Source organism: Denitromonas iodatirespirans (genome assembly GCF_018524365.1).
Taxonomy (GTDB): domain Bacteria; phylum Pseudomonadota; class Gammaproteobacteria; order Burkholderiales; family Rhodocyclaceae; genus Nitrogeniibacter; species Nitrogeniibacter iodatirespirans.
The window spans coordinates 1-21,726 of the sequence record NZ_JAEKFT010000041.1 but is presented as its reverse complement, the minus strand read 5'-3'; the positions used below and the strand labels follow the sequence as shown (position 1 = coordinate 21,726).

The 21,726-nt window shown below is 68.5% G+C and carries 24 protein-coding genes; 10 read left to right on the top strand and 14 right to left on the bottom strand.

Annotated elements, in window-relative coordinates; all coding sequences use genetic code 11:
- Positions 1 to 48 precede the first annotated feature (48 nt).
- The 3 genes from I8J34_RS22160 to I8J34_RS22150 form a co-directional block, all read right to left on the bottom strand.
- A complete protein-coding gene (locus I8J34_RS22160; RefSeq protein ID WP_230411961.1) occupies positions 49 to 2,046 on the bottom strand; it encodes an acyl CoA:acetate/3-ketoacid CoA transferase in 1,998 nt (665 codons plus the stop codon).
- An 86-nt stretch (positions 2,047 to 2,132) separates the two neighbouring features.
- The gene (locus I8J34_RS22155; protein WP_214363817.1) at positions 2,133 to 3,329 is read right to left on the bottom strand and encodes an NnrS family protein; all 1,197 of its coding nucleotides are present in this window, start codon (positions 3,327 to 3,329) and stop codon (positions 2,133 to 2,135) included.
- A gap of 146 nt (positions 3,330 to 3,475) precedes the next feature.
- On the bottom strand, positions 3,476 to 3,832 hold the full coding sequence (locus I8J34_RS22150) for a hemerythrin domain-containing protein (protein ID WP_214363816.1): 357 nt from the start codon (positions 3,830 to 3,832) through the stop codon (positions 3,476 to 3,478).
- A gap of 126 nt (positions 3,833 to 3,958) precedes the next feature.
- Between I8J34_RS22150 and I8J34_RS22145 the strand changes: the two genes are divergently transcribed.
- A complete protein-coding gene (locus I8J34_RS22145) occupies positions 3,959 to 4,408 on the top strand; it encodes an Rrf2 family transcriptional regulator (protein ID WP_214363815.1) in 450 nt (149 codons plus the stop codon).
- Here the strand turns inward: I8J34_RS22145 and I8J34_RS22140 are convergent.
- Positions 4,392 to 4,808 carry a secondary thiamine-phosphate synthase enzyme YjbQ gene (locus I8J34_RS22140; RefSeq protein ID WP_214363814.1) on the bottom strand — a complete coding sequence of 139 codons (417 nt, stop codon included), beginning with the start codon at positions 4,806 to 4,808 and terminating at the stop codon, positions 4,392 to 4,394. The genes I8J34_RS22145 and I8J34_RS22140 overlap by 17 nt on opposite strands.
- 98 nt (positions 4,809 to 4,906) lie before the next feature.
- On the opposite strand from I8J34_RS22140, the gene I8J34_RS22135 reads away from it, so the two are divergent.
- Positions 4,907 to 5,395 (top strand): response regulator transcription factor, encoded by a 489-nt coding sequence (locus I8J34_RS22135; protein ID WP_214363813.1) that lies wholly within the window; start codon positions 4,907 to 4,909, stop codon positions 5,393 to 5,395.
- Between the two features lies 1 nt (position 5,396).
- Here the strand turns inward: I8J34_RS22135 and I8J34_RS22130 are convergent, their stop codons facing one another.
- From I8J34_RS22130 to I8J34_RS22090, 9 genes are all read right to left on the bottom strand, one after another.
- Positions 5,397 to 6,296, bottom strand: coding sequence for a radical SAM protein (locus I8J34_RS22130; RefSeq protein WP_214363812.1), 900 nt, complete (start codon positions 6,294 to 6,296; stop codon positions 5,397 to 5,399).
- Positions 6,289 to 7,173 carry an archaetidylserine decarboxylase gene (gene asd, locus I8J34_RS22125; protein WP_214363811.1) on the bottom strand — a complete coding sequence of 295 codons (885 nt, stop codon included), beginning with the start codon at positions 7,171 to 7,173 and terminating at the stop codon, positions 6,289 to 6,291. The genes I8J34_RS22130 and asd overlap by 8 nt, the downstream gene beginning before the upstream one ends.
- A gap of 69 nt (positions 7,174 to 7,242) precedes the next feature.
- On the bottom strand, positions 7,243 to 7,449 hold the full coding sequence (locus I8J34_RS22120; protein ID WP_214363810.1) for a heavy-metal-associated domain-containing protein: 207 nt from the start codon (positions 7,447 to 7,449) through the stop codon (positions 7,243 to 7,245).
- Positions 7,450 to 7,504: 55 nt separating this feature from the next.
- Entirely contained in the window at positions 7,505 to 8,446 is a 942-nt protein-coding gene (locus tag I8J34_RS22115; protein ID WP_214363809.1) for a phosphatidate cytidylyltransferase, read from the bottom strand.
- A 15-nt stretch (positions 8,447 to 8,461) separates the two neighbouring features.
- Positions 8,462 to 9,082: a lysophospholipid acyltransferase family protein gene (locus I8J34_RS22110; RefSeq protein WP_214363808.1), complete on the bottom strand. Its 621-nt coding sequence runs from the start codon at positions 9,080 to 9,082 to the stop codon at positions 8,462 to 8,464.
- A 24-nt stretch (positions 9,083 to 9,106) separates the two neighbouring features.
- On the bottom strand, positions 9,107 to 9,550 hold the full coding sequence (locus tag I8J34_RS22105; RefSeq protein ID WP_214363807.1) for a hypothetical protein: 444 nt from the start codon (positions 9,548 to 9,550) through the stop codon (positions 9,107 to 9,109).
- Complete coding sequence (locus I8J34_RS22100; protein ID WP_214363806.1) at positions 9,540 to 10,856, bottom strand: phosphatase PAP2/dual specificity phosphatase family protein; 1,317 nt, start codon at positions 10,854 to 10,856, stop codon at positions 9,540 to 9,542. Before I8J34_RS22100 ends, I8J34_RS22105 begins: the two co-directional genes overlap by 11 nt.
- Positions 10,857 to 11,171: 315 nt before the next feature.
- Positions 11,172 to 12,935 (bottom strand): bifunctional alpha/beta hydrolase/class I SAM-dependent methyltransferase, encoded by a 1,764-nt coding sequence (locus I8J34_RS22095; RefSeq protein WP_214363805.1) that lies wholly within the window; start codon positions 12,933 to 12,935, stop codon positions 11,172 to 11,174.
- 5 nt (positions 12,936 to 12,940) lie between these two features.
- Entirely contained in the window at positions 12,941 to 13,561 is a 621-nt protein-coding gene (locus I8J34_RS22090; RefSeq protein ID WP_214363804.1) for a CDP-alcohol phosphatidyltransferase family protein, read from the bottom strand.
- A 191-nt stretch (positions 13,562 to 13,752) separates the two neighbouring features.
- Here I8J34_RS22090 and I8J34_RS22085 point away from each other — a divergent pair, with 191 nt between their 5' ends.
- The 4 genes from I8J34_RS22085 to I8J34_RS22070 are packed head-to-tail and all read left to right on the top strand — an operon-like array spanning position 13,753 to position 16,340.
- Positions 13,753 to 14,577 carry a helix-turn-helix transcriptional regulator gene (locus I8J34_RS22085; protein WP_214363803.1) on the top strand — a complete coding sequence of 275 codons (825 nt, stop codon included), beginning with the start codon at positions 13,753 to 13,755 and terminating at the stop codon, positions 14,575 to 14,577.
- 4 nt (positions 14,578 to 14,581) lie between these two features.
- On the top strand, positions 14,582 to 15,289 hold the full coding sequence (locus I8J34_RS22080) for an AzlC family ABC transporter permease (protein WP_214363802.1): 708 nt from the start codon (positions 14,582 to 14,584) through the stop codon (positions 15,287 to 15,289).
- A complete protein-coding gene (locus I8J34_RS22075; protein WP_214363801.1) occupies positions 15,286 to 15,597 on the top strand; it encodes an AzlD domain-containing protein in 312 nt (103 codons plus the stop codon). The genes I8J34_RS22080 and I8J34_RS22075 overlap by 4 nt, the downstream gene beginning before the upstream one ends.
- A gap of 29 nt (positions 15,598 to 15,626) precedes the next feature.
- Positions 15,627 to 16,340: an N-acetylmuramoyl-L-alanine amidase family protein gene (locus tag I8J34_RS22070; protein WP_214363800.1), complete on the top strand. Its 714-nt coding sequence runs from the start codon at positions 15,627 to 15,629 to the stop codon at positions 16,338 to 16,340.
- On the opposite strand, the gene I8J34_RS22065 is transcribed toward I8J34_RS22070, so the two are convergent.
- The gene (locus tag I8J34_RS22065; RefSeq protein ID WP_214363799.1) at positions 16,329 to 17,495 is read right to left on the bottom strand and encodes an MFS transporter; all 1,167 of its coding nucleotides are present in this window, start codon (positions 17,493 to 17,495) and stop codon (positions 16,329 to 16,331) included. The genes I8J34_RS22070 and I8J34_RS22065 overlap by 12 nt on opposite strands.
- Positions 17,496 to 17,775: 280 nt before the next feature.
- Between I8J34_RS22065 and I8J34_RS24735 the strand changes: the two genes are divergently transcribed.
- From I8J34_RS24735 to I8J34_RS22045, 4 genes are all read left to right on the top strand, one after another.
- On the top strand, positions 17,776 to 18,396 hold the full coding sequence (locus I8J34_RS24735) for a PEP-CTERM sorting domain-containing protein (protein WP_230411960.1): 621 nt from the start codon (positions 17,776 to 17,778) through the stop codon (positions 18,394 to 18,396).
- Between the two features lie 120 nt (positions 18,397 to 18,516).
- Entirely contained in the window at positions 18,517 to 19,062 is a 546-nt protein-coding gene (locus tag I8J34_RS22055; RefSeq protein WP_370661896.1) for a DOMON-like domain-containing protein, read from the top strand.
- On the top strand, positions 19,059 to 20,261 hold the full coding sequence (locus tag I8J34_RS22050) for an exo-beta-N-acetylmuramidase NamZ family protein (protein WP_214363797.1): 1,203 nt from the start codon (positions 19,059 to 19,061) through the stop codon (positions 20,259 to 20,261). The genes I8J34_RS22055 and I8J34_RS22050 overlap by 4 nt, the downstream gene beginning before the upstream one ends.
- 257 nt (positions 20,262 to 20,518) lie before the next feature.
- Positions 20,519 to 21,061, top strand: a complete 543-nt coding sequence (locus tag I8J34_RS22045; RefSeq protein WP_214363796.1) for a hypothetical protein — start codon at positions 20,519 to 20,521, stop codon at positions 21,059 to 21,061.
- Positions 21,062 to 21,726 lie beyond the last annotated feature (665 nt).

The window sequence follows — 21,726 nt, the reverse complement described above, 5'->3', positions numbered from 1 at the left end:
CCCGCCCCCCGAGGGGGTCAAGGAAACTTGGGACGGCCCGGCGTTTCCTTAGGAGCGCAGCGCCTCCCGCGCTTCCTGCAGGGTCGAGAACAGGCGCCCGCCCTCACCCAACACCTCGCCCAGCTTGATGCGCGCAAAACCGCTCGAGGCATAGCGCACCACGGTCGAGTAGTAGGTGTCCATCAGGCCCTGGACCATCGCGGCATAGTCTTCGAGCAGGTCGGGGTCGATCTCGAAATAATCGTAATTGACCACCGCGCGCACGCGCCGGCCGAGCGGTGCCAGCTCGTCGGCCACGCGCTGGCGGATCTGCTCGATCTGCGCCCGCTCGCGCACCGTGTAGCGTTCGAAGTCGACGAAGAACAGGTCCTGCTCGGCGTCGTAGTGCAGGCGGCTCGTCAGCGGCCGGTCGAGCAGCGCCGCGCGCAGGCCGATGTGGCTGTCCGCAAAGAGGCGCGCGTCCATGGTCCGCGGCGTGCCTTCGATGATCGGCGTAAAGCCCATGTGGGCCAGGATGTCGCGCGCGATGTCGATGCCCGGCGCCACCTCGGTCAGCACCAGCCCGCGCTCGGTGAGGCGGAACACGCAGCGCTCGGTGATGTACAGTACCGGCTGGCCGCGCCGGTTGGCCTCCTCGCCGCTGAAGGTGCGGTGCTCGACCTGCTCGACGAACTTGGGCGAGGCGCCCTCGCGCACGATGCGCAGCCGGCCGCCCTCGACTACCACCTCCAGCCCACCGGCGGTGAAGGTGCCGACGAAGATCACCTGCTTGGCGTTCTGGCTGATGTTGATGAAGCCGCCGGCGCCGGCGATGCGGCTGCCGAACTTGCTCACGTTGAGGTTGCCCTGGCGGTCGGCCTGGGCCAGGCCGAGAAAGGCGATGTCCAGCCCGCCGCCGTCGTAGAAGTCGAACTGGCTGGGCTGGTCGATGATCGCCTGGGTGTTCACCGCCGCGCCGAAATCCAGGCCACCGGCCGGAATGCCGCCGATCACGCCGGGCTCGGCGGTGAGCGTGAGCAGGTCGATGATCGACTCTTCCGCCGCCACCGCCGCGACGCCCTCGGGCATGCCGATGCCGAGGTTCACCACCGCGTTCGGCCGCAATTCCATGGCCGCGCGGCGGGCGATGATCTTGCGCTCCGACATCGGCAACGCCGGCACGCTGGTGGCCGGCACGCGGATCTCGCCGGCATAGGCCGCGCTGTAGGGCGTGCCGAAGGTCTGCTCGTGATGCTCGGCCTTCTCGGCCACCACCACGCAGTCGACCAGCACGCCGGGGATCTTCACCTGGCGCGGGTTGAGCGTGCCGCGGTCGGCGATGCGCTCGACCTGGGCGATGACGATGCCGCCCGAGTTATGCGCGGCCATGGCAATCGCCTGCGCTTCCAGCGTCAGCGCTTCCTTTTCCATGGTCACGTTGCCGTCCACATCCGCCGTGGTGCCGCGGATGATACCGACGTGGATCGGGAAGGCCTTGTAGAACAGGTAGTCCTCACCGTCGATCGGCATCAGGCGCACCAGCTCTTCGGTGGTCACCGCGTTGATCTTGCCGCCGCCGAAACGCGGATCGACGAAGGTGCCCAGCCCGACCCGGGTCAGCGTGCCCGGCTTGCCGGCGGCGATGTCGCGGAACAGGTGGGAGATCACGCCCTGCGGCAGGTTGTAGGCCTCAATCTGATCACTGGTCGCCAGCGCCTGCAGCTGCGGCACCAGGCCCCAGTGCCCGCCCACCACGCGGCGCACCAGCCCGCGATGGCCGAAATGATTGAGTCCGCGCAGCTTGCCGTCACCCTGGCCGGCGGCATACACCAGCGTCAGGTCGCGCGGGTAGCCGAGGCCGTCGGCGCTGTCCTGCGCCTCGGCCAGGAAACGCGCCTCGAGCGCCACCGCGATGCCCTCGGCAAAGCCGATGCCGACAAAACCGCCGGTGGCCACCGTGTCGCCGCTGCGCACCAGCTGCACCGCCTCGGCGGCGCTCACCACCTTGCCGCGCCGACGCCGGTGCAGCTCCTCGATCATGCGTGCGATATCGCCCCTGTCCTGCATCTGCGCTCTCCCCTGCGTTGCGGCCCCGGCGAGCCGTCTGTCATGGGCGCAACGATACTGCGCCGGTCGGGGCAAACGCTACCGGGTTAACCCGGCATGCCGTCGGCGCGAGTGCTCACCAGCCAAAGGCCGTAGCGCCACAGGAAAAGCAGCAGGGCACCGGCGAAGCAGGCCCCGGCGGCATGGATCAGCGGCTGGTAGGCGGCCGGGACAAAGGCCGCGGCGACGCGCAGCACGGTGGCCAGCAGCATCAGCGCGTAGGCCGGCACCATCAGCGGCGGCAGCTCCAGCTTGCGGCCGGTGTGGCCGAGCGCGGTGCGGGTCATCATGCCCAGGGTCAGCACGCCGATGCCGCCGATGGCGATGCAATGCACCGCGGCCGACATGAGCGCCGGTGCCACCGACAGGGCCGCGCCGACCAGACCGAGGCCGAGCGCGGTCAGCGTATAGCCGAGATACAGCACCCACAGCAGCGGATGGCGGCGCATCGAGCCGTGCGCGTTGCGCGCCAGCAGCACCAGGTTGAAGACCATGCCGGCCAGACCGACCACCAGCGCCAGCGGCGACGGGGCATCGGCCGCCACCAGCGCCGCCAGCACCATGGGCGAGAGCAGCGCGGTCATGCCGGCCCAGCGCGGATGCGCCACCTGCGGGCGTTGCAGCGCGCGGTGGGTGAAGAAGGGAATCACACGCAGACCGATCAGGGTGATGAAGCCGGCCACCAGCAGCAGACCGGTGAACAGCAGGCGACGCGCGTCAAGCGCGAGCACGCCGGCCACGGTCAGCAGATACAGCACATCGGCCGCGCCGAAGGCCAGCAGCAGGAAGGGCACGCCGGCGTTGCGGCGGCTGCGCGCGCGCAGGATCGGCAGGCCCACGGCCACGGCGGCCGAAACGAAGAAGGCCACCGACAGCGCGCCGGTCAGCAGCAAAGACCCCGTTTCGGTGGAGGCGGCGATGCGCGCGCCCACCCACAGGGCGGCCAGCAGCGCCAGCGGCGTGCCGGAGAAGGCCGGCTGGCCAGTCCAGGAGGCCACCGCGGTGAGCAGGAAGCCGACAATGACCGCACCAGCATAGCCCCAGATCATCTCGTGCCCGTGCCACAGCATGCCCGGCAACGCGTCGGTGCCGTTGAAGCCGGCCACCCAGGCAAGGATGGCCACGGCACCGAAGACGGCGGCGACGAGGTAGAAGGGGCGAAAGGCCATGGCCATCAGCGGCGACCAGCCCGGGCGGCTGATGGGCAGGCGGGGGCGGGGTTCTTCGAGTCGGATGATGGCCATCGGTGCGTCTCGTGGATCAGCGGTTCGGGCCGCCAGCGGCCCGCGGGGAAAAGGGCCGGCGCGCCCGTGTCGGACACGCCGGGGTGAAGTTGGGGTTGGGGGTGGGCACCTTGGGGTGCCTCGGGGTATTCGCTACGGTCACGGCATCAGGCCGGCAGGGGGTCGAGTTGCGCCTCGAACACCGGGAACAGTTCGCGCTCCTCGAAGCGCACATGGGCGATCAGCGCTTCGCCGGCCGCCGCCGACTGCCGGCCGGCCTGGGCATCGTCGAACAGGCGGTCGAGCATGCGGTGCTCGTCGAGCAGGCGCGCCACCAGCGCCGTTTCGCCGGCCTCGCGCAGCACCGGCAGCAGATCGCGCTCTTCCTCGTCGAAGTGGGCGCGCAGCTCGGGGCGCATCTGCGCCAGCAACTCGCGCCCCGCGCCGGCCATCAGCGCACGCCCGAGACGCAAGGCGGCATGGTGCTCGCGGGACAGCGGGACAAGGCGGGGATCTCGACGCATGAGGCGACTCCTTCGGGTTCGGGCGGCTTCATTAAGATACATTTTAAGTGTATCTTTAAAAGAGTCAACCTGAATGTATCTTATAATCCGGCAATCCGGGCCTGCCCCCGACGATCAGGAGTCTCCATGAACATCACGCAACACACCGACTACGCGCTGCGCGTGCTGATCTATCTCGGGGCCTGCCCGGAGCGGCGGGTGACGGTGAAGGAAGTGGCCGAGCGCTTCGACATCTCGCGCAGCCATGTGATGAAGATCGTCAATCAGCTGGTCACGCTCGGCTTCGTCGAAGGCCTGCGCGGCAAGGGCGGCGGCCTGCGCCTGGGGCGGCCGGCCGGCGAGATCGGCGTGGGCGAGGTGGTGCGGCGGATGGAGCCGGGCTTCGATCTGGTCGACTGCTTCCGCGCCGAATCGAGCTGCCTGCTCAACGCCAACTGCCGGCTCAAGGGCGCCCTGCACGCCGCCCTGCAGGCCTTCCTGGCCAAGCTCGACGAACTGACCCTGGCCGACCTGATCGTCAATCAGCCGCGCCTGCGCGACCAGCTCGGCATCGTCGAACTCACCCCTGTAGCGTGACCACCACCTGGCGCATCGCGCCATGGTGGCGGTGTTCCCACAGGTAGATGCCCTGCCAGGTGCCCAGCAGCAGGCGACCGCCGCCCACCGGCACGGTGAGCGCCACATCGGTGAGCACCGAGCGCACATGGGCCGCCATGTCGTCCGGCCCTTCCAGATCATGGCGCCAGGCCGGATCGCCGTCCGGGGCCAGGCGCGCCATCACCGTTTCGAGGTCGCGGCGCACGTCCGGGTCGGCGTTTTCGGTGATGGTCAGCGAACAGCTGGTGTGCTGCACGAACACATGGCACAGGCCGGTGTCGATGCCGGCACGCGCCACCACTTCGCCCACCGCGTCGGTGATCGCCTGCGTGCCCCGCCTGGTGGTGCGGATGCTCAGAATCCGTTGGTATGTCGTCATGCTTTCCTCCCCGCGCCAACGGCTCATATCGGCCTCAAGTCTGCCGTCGCAGCCGCCGTTAATGCGCGTGTTCCGTCCTCACTGGCCGATTGCCGATCATGCCGACCTCTCGCGTCCTTGTCATCGATGATGTGTCCGTCATCCGCGGTTTCGTCAAAGGTGCCCTCAAGCACCTGGACGTGCGCGTCGGCGAGGCCTCGCGGGCCGACCTCGCGCTGGACATGCTCAAGTCGATGCCGGCCGACGTCATCATCTGCGATCTGAACATGCCCGGCATGAACGGCGAGGCCTTCGTGCAGGCGCTGCGCGATCGCGGCGACGACACGCCGGTGATCATGTTGACGGTCGAGGCCGACCGCGCGGTGGTGGCCAAGCTGCTCAAGCTCGGCGTGCAAGGCTATCTGCTCAAGCCCTTCAAGCCGGCCATCCTGGCGGCCCGGGTGCAGGAGCTGATCGACGGCACCGCACCGATCAAGCCCTACGAGGCGCCGGCCGACGTCGAGGCCGAGGCAGATGCCGCCGACGCGCCGCCTGCCGAACCCACCGAACCCACCGAACCCGCCGAATCGACCGACACGCCGGCCTGAGCTACAGCCCGCGCGCCCAGTCGGGCCGCAGGCCGGCCTGCTCCGGCGCCCGCCGCGCGGCCTGGATCTGTGCCAGCAGGCGCGCCTTGTCTGCCCCCAGCGTGCCCTTGAGTACCAGCCAGTTCGAGGCATGATCGGAGCGGAACACCGTTCGCTTCAAGTCGAGCTGCGACACGAAGCGCTCCATCTCGGCGAACAGCCCGGCCTGATCGAGCGCCTCCCACTCGGGAAAGCCGGCGCGAAAACGCGCCTCGCCCTGCGGAAAGCTCACCACCAGCGTGGACAGGTACTCCGGCTGCGTGGCATTGGCCAGGCGTGCCGAGGCATCGGCATGTGCGTCGCTATGGGCGATGCCGCCGAGGCCGTTGAGGATCATCACCGAGCGGCTGATGCCGGCCTCGCCGAGCACATCCAGCGCGGCGCGCGTGGTGTCGAAGGTCTCGCCCTTGTTGACGCGCGCCAGCACCGTGTCGTCGCCCGACTCGGCACCGACATAGACCATCCCCAGCCCGGCCGCGGCCAGCGCCTGCATCTCGGCCAGCGACTTCTTGCGCAGGTTGCGCGGCAGGCAGTAGCTGGAGATGCGACGCACCGCCGGCAGATGCGTGCGGATCGCCTCGAGAATGGTCAGCAAGCGCCGCGTCGGCAGCACCAGTGCATCGCCGTCGGCCAGGAACACGCGCCGCAGCTGGTCGCCGTATATCGCCGCGACACGGCGGATGCTGTCGACCACCTCGTCTTCGCTGCGCGCGCGGAAGGCCTTTTGCGGCGCGGTGTACATCTCGCAGAAGGTGCATTGGTTCCACGAGCAGCCGTCGGTCACCGGCAGGATCAGCGACTGCGCCTCGCTCGGCGGGCGGAACACCGGCTCGACATAGCGGATCGGCAGCGCCTCAGGCATCCGCCGTCTCGTCGACCGGCACCGCGGCCGGCGGCAAGGCCCGCCCCATGCGCTCGCCCAGGCGCACCGAGGAAGCCGGTGCCCAGGCCGGGTGGAAGGCCATCATCGGTTTGGGGAAGAGCATCACCACGGTCGAGCCGAGCAGGAAACGGCCCATCTCCTCGCCCTGACGCAGCATGATCGCGCCGTCGTCGTAGCGCCATTTGGTGATCTCGGCCCGGCGCGGCGGATTGACCACGCCATGCCACACCGTCGCCATGCTGCCGACGATGGTGGCGCCGACCAGCACCATCACGAAGGGGCCGGCGTCGGACGCGAACACGCACACCACCCGCTCGTTGCGGGCGAACAGCCCGGGCACGCCGCGTGCCGTGGTCGGATTGACCGAAAACAGCGCGCCGGGCACGTAGATCATCTCGGTCAGCCGCCCGTCGCAGGGCATGTGGATGCGGTGATAGTCGCGCGGGCTCAGATACAGCGTGGCGAACTGGCCATGCTCGAAATGCGCGGCCAGCTGGCGGTCGCCGCCGAGCAGGTCGGTGCAGGTGTAGTGGTGGCCCTTGGCCTGGAACACCTGGTCGCCGCGGATCGGGCCGAACTGGCTGATCGCCCCGTCCACCGGGCAGATGAAATCCGCATCGGCCAGCGTCCGGGCGTCCTCGCGCAAGGCGCGGGTGAAGAAGTCGTTGAAGGTCGGATAGGCCGCCGGATCGGGCTCGGCCGCCTCGTCCATGTTGACCTCGTAGCGGCCGATGAACCAGCGGATCACCCCGGTGGTGAGCCGGCCGCCGCGCAGGCCGGCGAGCTTGCCGGCGAGCGCGGTCAGGGCGCGTTTGGGCAACAGGTACTGAGGCAGAACGGCAAGGCGGTCGGACACGGCGACATCCAGCAAGTCAGGAAGAGCCGCCGATTATAGCGGCTGTGCTCGGGCGCACCGGCGCCGCCCTCAGCGTGCGATCCGGTAGCCGGCCGCCTCGACCGCGGCGAGGATGTCGCCTTCGTCGAGCATCGCGGTGTGCTCGATGGTCGCCGCGCCGGTGTCGGACGAGACCTCCGAATACACGATGCAGGGCAGGTCCTGGATCGCGTTCATCACGTTGCGCAGGTCGTCATCGGTGTGGATACCGTCGATGGTGAATTCGGTGGTCGGCATGGGGAGCCCTCAAGACGTCGGAGCCCGACAGCATACCCAAGGGCGGGCAAGGCCCTCAAACCCACCAGTACCGCACGATGTGAAAGAAGATCGGCGCCGAGAAGCTGATCGAATCGACCCGGTCGAGCATGCCGCCGTGGCCTTCGATGAGCGTGCCCCAGTCCTTCACGCCGCGGTCGCGCTTGATGGCCGAGAGCACGAAGCCGCCGAAGAAGCCGACGATGTTGATGGTGAGCGCCACCAGCGCCGCCTGCCAGACGGTGAAGGGCGTCATCCAGAACAGCGCGGCGCCCAGCGCGGTCGAGGTGAGCACGCCGCCGACCAGGCCTTCGAGCGTCTTTGAGGGCGAGATCGCCGGGGCCAGCTTGCGCTTGCCGAAAAGCTTGCCCCACACGTACTGGAACACGTCACTGGACTGCACGGTGAGCACCAGGAAGATGATCAGCTGGGCGTTGCGCCCCTCGAAGCCGGGGATCTCCAGTGTCAGCAGCGCGGGCACATGGGAGATGCAATACACGCAGATCATCAGCCCCCACTGCACCTTGGCGGCGCGCTCCAGAAAGCGCTCGGCGTCGCTGCCCAGGGTGGCCGAGATCGGCAGCAGCAGGAAGGCATAGACCGGGATCAGGATGCTGAACAGGCCGTACCAATGGCTGGCGATGAGCAGGTACTGGGCGGGCAGAAAGAAGAAGAAACACCACATCAGCGCGCGATGGTCGCCACGCCGGGTGTGGGTCAGCGAGATGTATTCGCGCAGGGCCTGGAAGGAGATCAGGGCGAACAGCACGATGATGCCGCCCTCGCCGATCCAGAAGGCCACCGCCAGCACGCCCACCATCCACCACCAGGCGTTGATGCGCGCGTTGAGATTGTCGATGACCGCGCTCGAGGCGCCCGGTGCCAGCCGCCACTTGAGCACGGCGGCAATGCCGCTGGCGAGGGCCAGCGCCGCGAACACCGCGGCAAAGACGTTGAACAGGGTGTGATCGGTGGGCATGACGGGGCTCCAGCGTCAGTTCGCGGGCGGGGCGAGGTCGAGCAGCGCGCTGCGGGCGCGGTCGATGAATTCGGGCTTGGTTTCGTCCACTTGCAGGGTGAGCGGCGCGCCGAAGGTGAGCGTGCACAGCAGCGGCACCGGCACCAGCGCGCCCTTGGGCATCACCCGGCCGAGGTTCTCGATCCACACCGGCACGAACTCCACCTGCGGCATCCGGGTGGCGAGGTGGTAGATGCCGCTCTTGAAGGGCAACAGCTCGTCACCGAGATTGCGCGTGCCTTCGGGAAACAGGATCAGCGAGTCGCCGGCGCGCAGCGCCTCGGCCATCTGGTCCACCGGATTGGGGCCGTCGCGCCCGGGGCGGCGATCGACCAGCACGGCATGGAAGACGCGGTTGATCAGCCAGGTCTTGAAGCCGCCGTTCAGCCAGTAGTCGGCGCCGGCCACCGGCCGCGTGCGGCGGCGCAGTTCGGGCGGCAGCGCCGCCCACACCACGACGAAATCGCCATGGCTGCGGTGATTGGCGAAATACACCCGCAGCCGGGGCTCGGGCGCGCAGCCCTGCCACAGCGGACGCACGCCGGTGAGCAGCTTGGCGAAATGGCACAACAGCAAGGCAAACAGTTTTTCGATCATCGCTCGTCGCTTTTCAGGCGTCAGTCAGGTCCACAGGGCCAACACGGTCAGCGCCAGTTGCAGTGCGCCGGAGACCGCCTGCCACTTGAGCAGGCGCAGCGCGCCGCGTCGCCGCTCGGCCAGATCGGCTTCGAGCGACGCGACCGGGCGGGCTTGCCGACCCACGCGCGCGTCGAAGGCCGCCAGATCGGCCGCGACATCGGCGGCATCGTGCCAGCGCGAGGCCCACAAGCGGAAAATGCGTGCATCGAAGCGCACACGCAGCGCGAAATAGAGCTGCGCGACCGCCGTTGCGCCCACCCCGGCGAGGGCCAGCGCGCGCACCGGGTGCCCGAGCAGCCAGACGACGAGCGTCGTGAGCAGCGAGGTGCCGCTGATCACGGCGACCACGCGGCCGCTGTCGAGCCAGCCGGCAGTGACCGCCGCGTCGGCGGCCAGACGCGCGTTGCGATCCGTCTCAGCGCGCATCGGCGAAGGTCTCCAGCAGGGCACGGTGCGCATCGGTAAACACCACCTGCGGGCGGGCGGCGCGGACGCGGGCGATGGCGCCCTCCAGATGCACCTCGCGACCGCTGGCCAGCAGCCACGCGGCCACCGTGAGCGCGCTGCGCGAATAGCCCAGCGCACAGCACACCAGCACCCGACCGGCACTGGCCTCGGCCTGGGTCAGCGCCCGCACCGCCTGCTGCAGCGCCGCCAGTGGCGGCACCGCCAGATCCAGCATGGGCACGTTGTAGGACAGACGGGCGCCGAGCGGGGTGTCGAACTCGGCGGTGAGGTCCACGATCGCGTCGAAGCCGTGCGCCGCCATCTCGGCGGGCGTGGACAGCCGCCCCAGCCACACGGTGTCGGTGATCGCATCCGGCGCCGGGTGGCGGCGGGTCCAAAGCCGGCTGTTGATCCAGGCCCCCAGCCGGTAGGGCGCCAGCAGCCAGCGCACCGCCGCGCTCTGGCGACCGTCGTGTTTCTGGAATCCGTGGGTGCCCAGCCAGGCATAGTTAACCGCCACCAGTGCCAACGCCACCGCCGGCCAGATCGCCAGCAAGGCCACGCCGCCCAGCAGCGCGACCAGCCCACAGGCCAGCGCGGCCAGGCCATAGCGCAGGGCCAGCCGTGGGCGGGTGGCGTCGGCGCGGCTGCGCAGCGGCGATTCGCCCCGGTCCGGCCACAGCCACAGGCACAGCAGGCCGACCAGCGCGCCGGTGGGCAGGTCGAAGAAATGATGCTGCCAGGTGGTGAGCACCGAGGCCGCCACCAGCGCCGCCCAGGCATGCCAGAACAGCCGCTGGCCGGGCGAGGCACGGCGCACCAGCACCCACCAGATGATCAGCAGCAGGCCGATATGCAGCGAGGGCGCCTGGTTGTAGGGCAGATCGAAGCCGGCGAGCGCATCGAAGAGCGCGCCGAACACGCCGTCGGCAGCCGGCTTGTCGGCCGAGAAGCGCAGCGGAAAGGCGACGAAGCAGGCCACCGAGATGAGCTGCGCGGTGAGCAGCCGCAGGCCGTGGTGATTGACCTCGCGCGGCGTGCGACAGGCGAGGAAGGACAGGCCGTACATCAGGTCGATGGACCAGTAAGGCACGATGGTCCACGGCCAGAAGGGGATCGCCGACTCCCAGCCGAACACGATGGAAGCGTTCACCCCGCGGCTGGCCGCCAATTGATTCGCCCAGCCGTAGCTCAGGAAGAACAGCGGCGCGAGCAGCACCAGCCAAGCGATGCTGTGCTTCCAGCGGATCGGCCCGGGCGGCGCGGTGACGAGGGTGGCGTTCACCGGAGGGCCCTCCTGTCGCTGACGCGACGGAGGGTCGGCTTTGCACAGCCGACCCGTTCCGCAGGCGCGGAGCAGTGCTCGGCGAAACCCCTGCTCCACCCTCCCCGGGGGAGGTTCGCGCGCCCTTCGGGCGGCCAGGCGGACGCGCTCACGTTGACGACCCTCCTGTCGCTGACGCGACATCCTCCCCGGGGGAGGGTCGCGCGCCCTTCGGGCGGCCGCGCGGGCGCGCTCATCGAACGACCCTCCTGTCGCTGACGCGACACCCTCCCCGGGGGAGGTTCGCGCGCCCTTCGGGCGGCCGTGCGGGCGCGCTCATGCCGCTCTGCGGCGCGCGATCGACACGGTGAAGATGCCCCATTCGTCGATGCGCTGCTCGAGCTTTTCGAAGCCGGCCTCGCGCACCAGCTGGTCCATCTCCGCCTGAGTGCGGCGGCGCATCACCCAGGCCTCGCCTTCGCGGTGGCTGGTGAGGGCGCGGGCGATCATCTCCAGCTGCGGGTGCCAGGGCTGGCCGGTGTAGATGAGATACCCGCCCGCCTCCACCGCCTGCGCCATGCCGGCCAGCGAGGCGCGGATCATGTCGTTGGACGGGAACAGCTCGTACAGCCCGGAGACGATGCCGATGGTAGTGCCCGGCTGGGCGCCCGCCACCGATTCGGTGTCGAAGGCGTCGCCCTTCACGAAGCGGGCGATGGCGGCCAGGCCCTTCTGCTCGATCAGGCGGCCGCCGTCACGCACATTGATGTCCGAGTAGTCGCGCAGCAGCACGGCGTCGGGTGCGGTGCCGTCGGCGGTGAGCGCGTCGAGCACATAGCGGCCATGGCCGGCGGCGATGTCGAGCACCCGCACCGGCGTGCCGTCGGCGCGCAGGCGACCCATGGCGCTGCGGATCAATTCCTCCAGATGTAGCTTGCGCTGGCGGATGCCGCGCCAGCCGATGGCGTCGAGATAGTTGCGATCCACCAGGCGGCCGATGACGCCCGCGCCCTTGGCCTCGTTGCGATACACGTAGTCGAGCGTGCTGCCCGAATCGAAGCCGGTGCGATGCCCCAGCGATACACCGTCCGACACCATGCCGGCCCAGCGCAGGCCCTTGCGGTAGCTCTTCCACCACCAGCCCTTGAGGCTGCCCTCGGGCAGGGGCGCGGCCAGCGTTTGCGCCTCGTCGAAGGTGACGCCGGTTTTGTCGGCATCGTTCAGATCCACGGCCGGTGCGGGGTCGTCGAACTGACGCAGGATGAAGGCGCGCACCTTGCCCACGGCCGCCTCCCGGTCGGCTTCGCCGAGGGTGTCGTGGAAGAAGCCTTCGAGCACATGCTTCTCTTTCACCGAACTGCCCAGACGGTCGAAGAAATCGTGCTGGGGTTGGTGATGCACCACCCAGTCCGCCCCCGAGATGAGCAACTGCGTGGGGAGAGTGATGGCGGCTGCATCGGCCACCACGCGCTCGGCCGCCTCGTACAGGCCGAGCAGGATGTTCACCGAAATCGCCCGGGTGATCAGCGGGTCGGCATCGAAACTCGCCTGCCGTTCCGGGTCGTGGGTGAGGAAGCGCGACTTCACATAGCTGTTTACATAGAAGTTGCCGCGCAGTTTCTGCATCAGGCGCAGGCCGGGCCGTGCGAAAGGCACATACAGCTTCACCTTGAAGGCCGGCGAGGCCAGCACCAGCGCGCGCACCCGCGGCGCGTAGTCATGCGCCCAGGTGGCCACCGTCACCGCCCCCACGCTCTGCGCCAGCACCGCCATGTCGGCATGGGCGATGTCGTGGGTGTCGCGGATATGGTCGACGAAGGTCTGCACATCGCGCACCGAGGTGCCGAAGCTCGGCGAAAAGCCGCGCTCGCCGGGCGAGCGACCATGGCCGCGGGCGTCCCAGGCGAAGACGTCGAAATCGGGTAGATCCAGTTCATCCACCAGATGCGCCATGCGCCCCGAATGCTCATGGCCGCGATGGAACATCACCACCGCGCCGCGGCGCTCGCCGGTGGCCGGCCAGTGGCGGTAGAACAGCTCGACGCCGTCATGCGTGGTGAAACGGCTTTCGACAACCGGGCGTTGGTTCAGTCGATCCATGTGCGTCATCCTTGTGCTTGCGTGCGGATCTCAGCCAGGCCGGCGCGCACGCGATTGATGATGTTCAAGACAATCAGCAGCGCCATCACCGGCATCAGCCCGTTCAACCACGCGGGCAGGCCGCCGGCCAGCCCCAGCCACAGGCCCAGCGCGCCGAACACGAAGGCCCGGTCGCTCTTGCCCATCGGCCCTTCGTAGCGCCGCGAAGCCCCCACCATCGGCCCCAGCGCGCCGGCCATCTCCGACACCGCCGCCAGCCAGATCACCGTCCCCACCCCAAGGCCGCCGAACGGCGCAACGAAGGCGAAGGGCAGGTACAGCGCCGCATCGGAGATCACATCGGTGAGTTCATTCAGATAGGCACCCAGCGTCGATTTCTGCCCATGTTCGCGCGCCAGCATGCCGTCGATGGCATTGAGCGCCATGCGCAGGAACAGCCAGAGCGGCAGAACCAGATAGGCCGCCGGCCCGGGGCGCAGCAGCACCAGCGCCATGCCGATCGCCACGGAGATCCCCATGGCGAGCAGGGTGACCGCATTGGCGCTCACGCCGGCGGCAGCGAGGCGAACGACCAGCGGGCGCAACACATCCTGAAAGCGAGGCTTGATGTCGTAAATGGAGAGCATGATGTCCAGGCCGGGCAGGAAGGCAGCCGCATCATAGCCAATGCCATACCGCCACGCTATACCGCCTGCATGCGCATCGCAGATCGATACCCCGAGGCGCGCCAGGCGCCCCCTCGGCCACTGCCAAAATCGTTCAAGACGCTGCCCCGGCGTCCATGGCAGGATGACGCACAGATGCCGAGACTCCCTTCATGGCCACCACCGAATACGCCCGCTTCTTCCGTGCCGACGATATCGCCCCGCTCGACTGCCTCGATGCGCGCTTTCGTCGCCAGGTGTTCGCCCCGCATTTTCACGAGAGCTTCGTGGTCAACACCCTGCTGGCCGGCGCCCAGCGCTACCGCTACCGCGGCGCCGAGCATGTGGCCGGGCGCGGCGCGCTGGTGATGATCAACCCCGGCGAGATGCACACCGGCCATGCCGAGAGCGCCGGCGGCTGGGCCTATCGCGGCTTTTACCCGTCGACCGCGCTGATCGGCCGGCTGGCCGAGGCGATCAGCGGCCGCTCGGGCGTCATGCCGCTGTTTACCGCCACCGTGGTGCCCGACGCCGATCTGGCCCGCCGCCTCGACCGCCTGCATCTGCTGCTGGCCGAATCGACCGATCCGCTCTTGCGCGAGTCCGCCCAGGTGGCGGTGTTCGGCGACGTGATCCGCCGCCACATGCACATCGCCGAGCGGCCCGAGACCCGCTGCGAACGGCTGACCGACACGGTCAAGGCACTGCTCGCCGAGCGCCTTGGCGAGAACGTGTCGCTCACCGAACTGGCCGCCCTCACCGGCCGCTCGACCTGGCATGTGTGCCGTCAGTTTCGCGCCGACACCGGCCTGTCGCCGGTGGCCTGGCGCAACCAGCTGCGCGTGCAGCGCGCGCTCGGCGCACTGGTGCGCGGCGAGGCCATCGGCGAGGTGGCGGCGCGCTTCGGCTTTGCCGACCAGGCGCACCTGACCCGCGCCTTCCGCGCCGCGCTGGGCGTCACGCCCGGCAAGGTGCGCCACGGCCTTCTGACGCACTGAACCGATGACCACCGTCCGCCACGCCCTCTACGCCGGCGCCCGCGATGCCCTGCCGCTGATGATCGGCACCCTGCCCTTCGGCGTCATCTACGGCACCACCGCGGTGGCCGCCGGCCTGTCGCCGCTGGCCGCGCTGGCCATGTCGGTGATCGTCTTCGCCGGCTCGGCGCAGTTCATCGCGGTCAGCCTGATCAGCGGCGGCGCCGCCCTGCCGGTGATCTGGCTGACCACCTTCGTGGTCAATCTGCGCCATGCCTTGTACAGCGCCACGGTGCACCCGGCCGCCCATGGCTGGGGGCTGCGCTGGCGCGCCCTGGTCGCCTTCTGGCTCACCGACGAGGTGTTCGCCGTCGTCGAGCGGCGCCTGATGGAGCGCGGCAACGAGGCCCTGCTGCCCTATGCGCTCGGCGCGGGCGGCGCCTTCTACCTCAACTGGCTGTCGTGGACCGCAGCCGGCGCTTGGCTGGGGCAGCAGTTTCCCGACCTGGCCGGCTGGGGGCTGGATTTCGCCATGATCGCCACCTTCACCGCCATGGTCGCGCCGCAACTGCGCGCGCCCACGCCGGTGGTGGTGGCGCTGGCCGCCGGCACCGCCGCCTGGCTGGCGCGCGGCCTGCCCTTCAAGCTCGGGCTGATCCTCGCCGCCTTCGCCGGTGTCGCCGCCGGGGTGTGGATGGACCGCCGCAACGCCTGCCGGGAGGCGCGCGCATGACCATCGCCGCGCTGCTGGCGGGCATGTTCCTCGCCACTTACCTGACCCGTGCCAGCTTTCTGGTCTTCGGCCGCCACCTGCGCTTTCCGCCGGCGCTCAAGGCCGCGCTCCAGCATGTGCCGGTGGCGGTGCTCACCGCCATCATCGTGCCCGAGGCGCTGGCGCCGGGCGGACAGGTCGACATCTCGCTCGGCAACCCGTGGCTGGTCGGCACCGTGGTGGCCGCGGTGGTGGCGCGCCTCAGCGGCCATCTGCTGCTGTCGCTGGGCGTGAGCTTTGCGGTGTTCGGCCTGATGCGCTGGTGGTGAGGCCCGCCGGCCTCGCTACACTGCGCGCCATGCTCCGCCCCCTTCCCATCCTGCTGTGCCTGCTGCTGAGCGCGCCGGCCTTCGCCCGGCCGCCAGTGGTGGCGGTCGATGTCGGCCACACCCTGGCCGCCCCCGGCGCCATCAGCGCACGCGGGCGCAGCGAGTTCGCCTTCAATCGCGACCTAGCCCGCGAAGTGGCCGCAGCGCTCGTCGCACGCGGCATCGCGGCACATCTGGTCAATGACGACGGCCAGATCGCCTCGCTGCGCGACCGCCCCAAGGCGGTGCCCGAGGCCGACTTCTTCCTGTCGATCCATCACGACTCGGTCAGCGAACACGAGCTCACGCCATGGACCTGGCAGGGCATGGCGCAAAGCTACAGCGATGCGTATGCCGGCCATTCGCTGTTTGTGTCGCAGAACAATCCCGCGCCCGAGGCCAGCCTCACCTGTGCCTCGGCCATCGGCGCGCGGCTGCAGCGCATGGGCTTCGTCCCCACCGACAAGAACGCCCGCCGCCGCGCCTGGGCCGATCAGGCCAACACCGTGCATTGGTACGACAACCTGGTGGTGCTCTACCGCACCACGAAACCGGCCGTGCTGTTCGAAGCCGGCGTGATCAAGCACCGGGACGAAGAACTGCTGCTGCGCGACCCCGCGCGCCAGCGCCGCATGGCCGACGGCATCGCCACCGGCGTGGCCGCCTGCCTGCAGGTGATGCCCTTGACCGGCTCAGCGCGCTGACGGTTTTCGCAGCAGCGGCAGCAAGGCGATCACGCCGAGCACCGGCCCGGGCAACAGCAGCCACGCCACCTTGGGCCCCCAGTCGGCCACCAGGGCGGTGACCCACGAGATCGAGACGATGGTCAGCGCAAAGCCGATGGCGTTTTGCAGCGCCAGTGCGCTGCCGACGATCTCCGGCGGGCAGGCACGCGCCGACATGGCCGAGAACTGCGGCGAATCGGCCGGCACGCTGAGCCCCCATACCAGGAAGAAGGCCAGCAGCCCCACCGGCGCCGCATCGGCCACCCACGGAAACAGCGCGCAGCATAGCCCCGAGGTGGCCAGCGCCACCGCCGCCACCGGCGCGCTGCCGGTGCGCCGGCTGATGTGGCCGCCGGCAAAACAGCCCAGCGCACCGATGCCGATGATCGCGAAGCTCAGGCCCGACACCGGCGCCAGCGTGGCCAGCGAAGAGCCGGCCACCAACAGCGGCACCAGCGTCCACACCGCATACAACTCCCACATGTGGCCGAAGTAGCCCAGCGCCGAGGCGCGGAACACCGGCAGGCGAAACGCCGCCAGCACCGCCCCCATGCGCAGGCGCGGCGCGCCGTCGCGCCGCTTGAGGTGTGGCCCGTCGCCCAGGGCGAAGATCATCACCGCCGCCGCCAGCGCGAGGCCCGAGGCCCCCAGCAGCACCGCCTGCCAGGCCCCGCCGCCGGCCAGCTTGAGCCCGTGCGGCAGCGCCGTGCCGAGCGTCAGCATACCCACCAGCAGCGCCAGCGCATGGCCGGCCTGCTCGGGCACCCAGCTGACGATCAGCTTCATCCCCAACGGATAGACGCCGGCCAGGCTCAGGCCGACGATGAAGCGCAGCACCAGCGCGCTCGCCATGCCCTCGGCCAGCAAGGCGAAGGCAGCGTTGGCCGCGGCGCCGATCAGCGCGCACACGGCAAAGATGCGGCTGGCCGCGAAGCGATCCGCCAGCCCGGTCAGCGCAAAACCCAGCGTGCCGAGAATGAAACCCAGCTGCACCGCGTTGGTCAGCTGCCCGATCTGCGCCGGCCCGATCCCCCACTCGCGCATCAGCGCCTCGCCCACGCCGTTGGCCGAAAACCACAGCGACCCGCCGAAGAGCTGGGCAAAGACGATGGTGGGGATAACGGGCAGGCGCATTCGGCGAGTATAGACGCGCTCGCCCCCCGAAGGGCCGAGGCTCAAAACCGTCAAAATATGTGTCGACAATAATTACACCAGCTGCCGAATCGGGCCACGACCGGCATCCGAACTCTCTCGACAAAACGATGCAACTCATTGTTTAAACAATATTATTAGCACTCTACTAATAAACAACTGGCACGACTTATGCATCATGTCAATCGGACATAATGTCGCAGCCCCCCGCTTCAGCGAACCCCCGGAAGCGCGATCGCGAAGCCGACAAGGAGAGACCTACATGAAAATTCGCACACTCGCTCTGGCCATCGGCCTGGCCCTGCCGGCCGCCGCCATGGCCCACACCACCTCGATCGGCTATGTTCCGGGCGCCAACCCGGGCGAAGTCACCTTCTGGACCGGTTCCTACGCCCACGGCGGCACTCCGGTGAATGAAGGCACGCTGACCCTGACTGGGGTCGACGTGGCGTTCAATCAGACCGTCGCCTTCAACATCACGCCGGTAGGCGTCAAGCCGGCCGGGCTGGTCGATGGCAGCAACAACTTCTTCTGGGACATCAGCTCGACCCCGGGCTTTTCCTACGACTTCCCCGTATCCACCGATCCCAACCTGTTCGGCGGCGTGATCTGGTGGCAGGGCGTGACCTTCACCGGCCTGAATGCCGGCACCTACGACGTCACCTGCGGCGCCACCTGCGGCATCACCCAGCAATGGGATTCGCTGAGCACGGCCGGCACCGTCCAGAACCTGTCGGGCGGCCTGGACCCCGACACCCTGCGCTTCACCCTGACCGCCGGCGACATCGGCGGCGGCGGCACCAACCCGATGCCGGAACCGGCATCGCTGGCGCTGCTCGGCCTCGGCTTGGCCGGTCTGGCACTGCGTCGCCGCAAGGCCTGATACCGGGCGCCCCGCGCCTCATGACAACGGCGGCCGCAAGGCCGCCGTTTTTCATTGCCGGCCCGGCGCATGCGGGCCCGAACGGGTAGACTCCTTGTTCCGATTGCCCGCTTGCCGACCATGCCGCGCCTGTCGCCTCACGCCCGCCATCCCGCGCCCCCCGGACTCCAACTCGCCGCCGAGGCCCGTCTCGACGCCACCGGCCTGCAACTGCGCTACACGCTGTGTGGACCGCTCGACCGGCTGAACCTGCCCGCGCTGCGCTTGGCCGCCCCGGCCGACGGCCTGTGGCAACACAGCTGCTTCGAAGCCTTCGTGGCGCTCGGCGGCGCGGCCGCCTACCGCGAGTTCAACTTCTCGCCCTCGCGCCAATGGGCGGTGTACGACTTCGACAGCTACCGCCAGCGCAGCGCCACGCCGCCCCCGCCCTGGTCGGCCAACTGCCGCATCGAGCGCAGCGCCGATCACCTCGCGCTGCAGGTAACGATCCCACCCCGCGCCCTGCCCGCCAGCGGCCGCGAGCCGCTGCAAGTCGCCCTCACCGCGGTGCTCGAATCCGCCGACGGCACGCTCTCCTACTGGGCCCAGCGCCACCCCACCGCCCAACCCGACTTCCATCACCGCGAAGGCTTCGCGCTGATGCTCAACGTGGAACCCACCGCATGAAATTCGGTATCGACCGCCTCATCGCCGAACCCGCCCTGCGCCGCCCGCTCGCCGGCAAACGCCTCGCCCTGCTCGCCCACCCCGCCTCGGTCACCGCCGACCTCACCCACAGCCTCGACGCCCTCGCCGCCCTGCCCGATCTGAATCTCACCGCCGCCTTCGGCCCCCAGCACGGCCTGCGCGGCGACAAGCAGGACAACATGATGGAGTCGCCCGACTTCACCGACCCGGCGCACGGCATCCCCGTGTTCAGCCTGTATGGCGAGGTACGCCGCCCCAGCGACGCGATGACGGCCAACTTCGACGTGCTGCTGGTCGACCTGCAAGACCTCGGCTGCCGCATCTACACCTTCATCACCACCCTGCGCTATGTGCTCGAAGCCGCCGCCGCGCACGGCAAGGCGGTGTGGGTGCTCGACCGCCCCAACCCCGCCGGTCGCCCGGTCGAAGGCCTGACCCTGCGCGAAGGCTGGGAGAGCTTCGTCGGCGCCGGCGCCATGCCCATGCGCCACGGCCTCACCATGGGCGAGCTGGGCCACTGGTTCATCGCCACGCTGGGGCTTGATGTCGACTACCAGGTCATCCCCATGACCGGCTGGCAACCCGACGCCGCGCCCGGCCACGGCTGGCCCCTCGGCGAGCGCAGCTGGGTCAACCCCAGCCCCAACGCCCCCAACCTCTCCATGGCCCGCGCCTACGCCGGCACCGTCATGCTCGAAGGCACCACCCTCTCCGAAGGCCGCGGCACCACCCGCCCGCTCGAAGTCTTCGGCGCCCCCGACCTCGACGCCGCCGCCCTGCTGCGCGACATGCACGCCCTCGCCCCCCAGTGGCTGCAAGGCTGCCGCCTGCGCGAATGCTGGTTCGAACCCACCTTCCACAAGCACGCCGGCACGCAGTGCCACGGGGTGCAGATCCATGTGGACGACGGCGCCTACCAGCACGACCGCTTCCAGCCCTGGCGCCTGCAGGCGCTGGCCTTCAAGGCGGTGTTGCGGCAGCGGGCGGACTATCCGCTGTGGCGGGATTTTCCGTACGAGTATGAGTACGACCGGCTGGCGATCGATCTGATCAACGGGTCGCCGTTGTTGCGGGAGTGGGTGGAGGATGCGTCTGCCACGCCTGCGGATCTGGAGGCGATTGCGGCGCCGGATGAGGCGGCTTGGCGGGAGGCTCGGGTGCCGTTCTTGTTGTATTGAGGGGTTGTCGGTGACGCGCTATTGCGTTGCCTTCGGCCGGCTTGGATTTGCCGGGTCTCGCCCCGGCAGGCGACCTACTTTCATGCTCGTGCAAGAAAGCCAGGCGTCGATGCACGGCCCACTTTCGCGCCCCCTGCGGGGTCCACGCCCTCCGGTTGGCGGGCGGAGGGCGGAATTCAATACCCAATTCGGCTTTTGTGGCAGGCTGACAGGGTAGTTAAATTTCCACACCGTCGTTGGAACTGCAGGAACTGACTATGCTTGACCACAACAACTCCGCCAAGATCGATGAAGACATCTACGCTGGGAAGCTACTGAATGTAATGGCCAGGAGCATTAATTCCGAGCTAACCACTTTTTCTACTTGGATGGTTGCAGGGTTTGGTGCTGCCATCGGGTTGCTAGTGGCCAATATTGAGAAAGTCGCCCCATACATATCCCCTAACGCTGTTGGAGCATCGACAAAGCTGTTTCTTGTCGCTGTAATACTTAACGTCGTTCAACGCTACCTAGCAGCCATCCTCACCGGAAGCGTTGCAGCCGGAAAAGAAGCTGAATCAATTTCGCCCACTGCGCCCATTGATATCAGTTCGGTCCTGAATGAAATCGAGCGAGCGACTCTCTGGCCTGCACGCTATATGGTTCGATGGTCGAATCGTCGAATCCTTGCCGGCGATTTCGTCCTTGGAGGACGTCTCAACGCGTGGTCCGCACAAATACAAGGCTGGCTTGTTCTTGCGCAAATGCTTGCCGTAGTCACGGCCGCATGGGAAATAGCAAATGCGCTGAAAGGCCAATAGATCGGCATATAGGACAGCACGCGCAGAGCGCAATGAACGAAGGGCATTGCATCAATTCAACGGTTGAGCGGTGCAATACGGCTGCGCCTATTGCACCCTTCGAAGCTGGAACTGGCTTCTCCAGGAATGGTGCCCACTCTTCGAGAATCGGAGTCAGCCAAGGAAGTCACCGTTGGCGTTCTTGTGGATAGAGCGTTTCTGATGGAGCGCAGGGGCAGATGGCAGTGAGGCTTACGTTCCAGCGCCTGCAGAGGCGCACTGACATGGCATTGCGCGTTTCCGACCTCGAACCGTGGGAAACCCGACATTGAGAATTTTGCCTGTCGCCATTGCACTGGGGTTGGCGCTCGCCCAACTGGGGTGCGCAACAAGTTCGGGCCACCCGCCATACCCCACGGAATGGGCTTCGATAAATTCCGCACCGACGCCCGAGGGGTGTCCCGACCTTCAGGGCACATACAGCAACGTGGCGGCGGCTTCGTTTCCATCCGAGGTAGGTGACCAGGGCTCCCGCAGCTACGCGCCCGTCATCAATCGTGCCTCTTTTGAATTTTGAGTGGGTAATGCGGGATCCGGGGTGCCGGGCCGTTGGGGTCAAGGGCGGGCGTAGCCCGGCGCAGCGAACCCTTGACGCCAAGGGGCCGGCGATACGCATGGTTCATGGC

Excerpts from the sequence above, each read along its gene's own strand:
- I8J34_RS22160 (WP_230411961.1), bottom strand. The coding sequence starts at position 2,046 with ATGCAGGACAGGGGCGATATCGCACGCATGATCGAGGAGCTGCACCGG.
- I8J34_RS22155 (WP_214363817.1), bottom strand. The coding sequence starts at position 3,329 with ATGGCCATCATCCGACTCGAAGAACCCCGCCCCCGCCTGCCCATCAGC.
- I8J34_RS22150 (WP_214363816.1), bottom strand. The coding sequence starts at position 3,832 with ATGCGTCGAGATCCCCGCCTTGTCCCGCTGTCCCGCGAGCACCATGCC.
- I8J34_RS22145 (WP_214363815.1), top strand. The coding sequence starts at position 3,959 with ATGAACATCACGCAACACACCGACTACGCGCTGCGCGTGCTGATCTAT.
- I8J34_RS22140 (WP_214363814.1), bottom strand. The coding sequence starts at position 4,808 with ATGACGACATACCAACGGATTCTGAGCATCCGCACCACCAGGCGGGGC.
- I8J34_RS22135 (WP_214363813.1), top strand. The coding sequence starts at position 4,907 with ATGCCGACCTCTCGCGTCCTTGTCATCGATGATGTGTCCGTCATCCGC.
- I8J34_RS22130 (WP_214363812.1), bottom strand. The coding sequence starts at position 6,296 with ATGCCTGAGGCGCTGCCGATCCGCTATGTCGAGCCGGTGTTCCGCCCG.
- I8J34_RS22120 (WP_214363810.1), bottom strand. The coding sequence starts at position 7,449 with ATGCCGACCACCGAATTCACCATCGACGGTATCCACACCGATGACGAC.
- I8J34_RS22115 (WP_214363809.1), bottom strand. The coding sequence starts at position 8,446 with ATGCCCACCGATCACACCCTGTTCAACGTCTTTGCCGCGGTGTTCGCG.
- I8J34_RS22110 (WP_214363808.1), bottom strand. The coding sequence starts at position 9,082 with ATGATCGAAAAACTGTTTGCCTTGCTGTTGTGCCATTTCGCCAAGCTG.
- I8J34_RS22105 (WP_214363807.1), bottom strand. The coding sequence starts at position 9,550 with ATGCGCGCTGAGACGGATCGCAACGCGCGTCTGGCCGCCGACGCGGCG.
- I8J34_RS22095 (WP_214363805.1), bottom strand. The coding sequence starts at position 12,935 with ATGGATCGACTGAACCAACGCCCGGTTGTCGAAAGCCGTTTCACCACG.
- I8J34_RS22090 (WP_214363804.1), bottom strand. The coding sequence starts at position 13,561 with ATGCTCTCCATTTACGACATCAAGCCTCGCTTTCAGGATGTGTTGCGC.
- I8J34_RS22085 (WP_214363803.1), top strand. The coding sequence starts at position 13,753 with ATGGCCACCACCGAATACGCCCGCTTCTTCCGTGCCGACGATATCGCC.
- I8J34_RS22080 (WP_214363802.1), top strand. The coding sequence starts at position 14,582 with ATGACCACCGTCCGCCACGCCCTCTACGCCGGCGCCCGCGATGCCCTG.
- I8J34_RS22075 (WP_214363801.1), top strand. The coding sequence starts at position 15,286 with ATGACCATCGCCGCGCTGCTGGCGGGCATGTTCCTCGCCACTTACCTG.
- I8J34_RS22070 (WP_214363800.1), top strand. The coding sequence starts at position 15,627 with ATGCTCCGCCCCCTTCCCATCCTGCTGTGCCTGCTGCTGAGCGCGCCG.
- I8J34_RS22065 (WP_214363799.1), bottom strand. The coding sequence starts at position 17,495 with ATGCGCCTGCCCGTTATCCCCACCATCGTCTTTGCCCAGCTCTTCGGC.
- I8J34_RS24735 (WP_230411960.1), top strand. The coding sequence starts at position 17,776 with ATGAAAATTCGCACACTCGCTCTGGCCATCGGCCTGGCCCTGCCGGCC.
- I8J34_RS22055 (WP_370661896.1), top strand. The coding sequence starts at position 18,517 with ATGCCGCGCCTGTCGCCTCACGCCCGCCATCCCGCGCCCCCCGGACTC.
- I8J34_RS22050 (WP_214363797.1), top strand. The coding sequence starts at position 19,059 with ATGAAATTCGGTATCGACCGCCTCATCGCCGAACCCGCCCTGCGCCGC.
- I8J34_RS22045 (WP_214363796.1), top strand. The coding sequence starts at position 20,519 with ATGCTTGACCACAACAACTCCGCCAAGATCGATGAAGACATCTACGCT.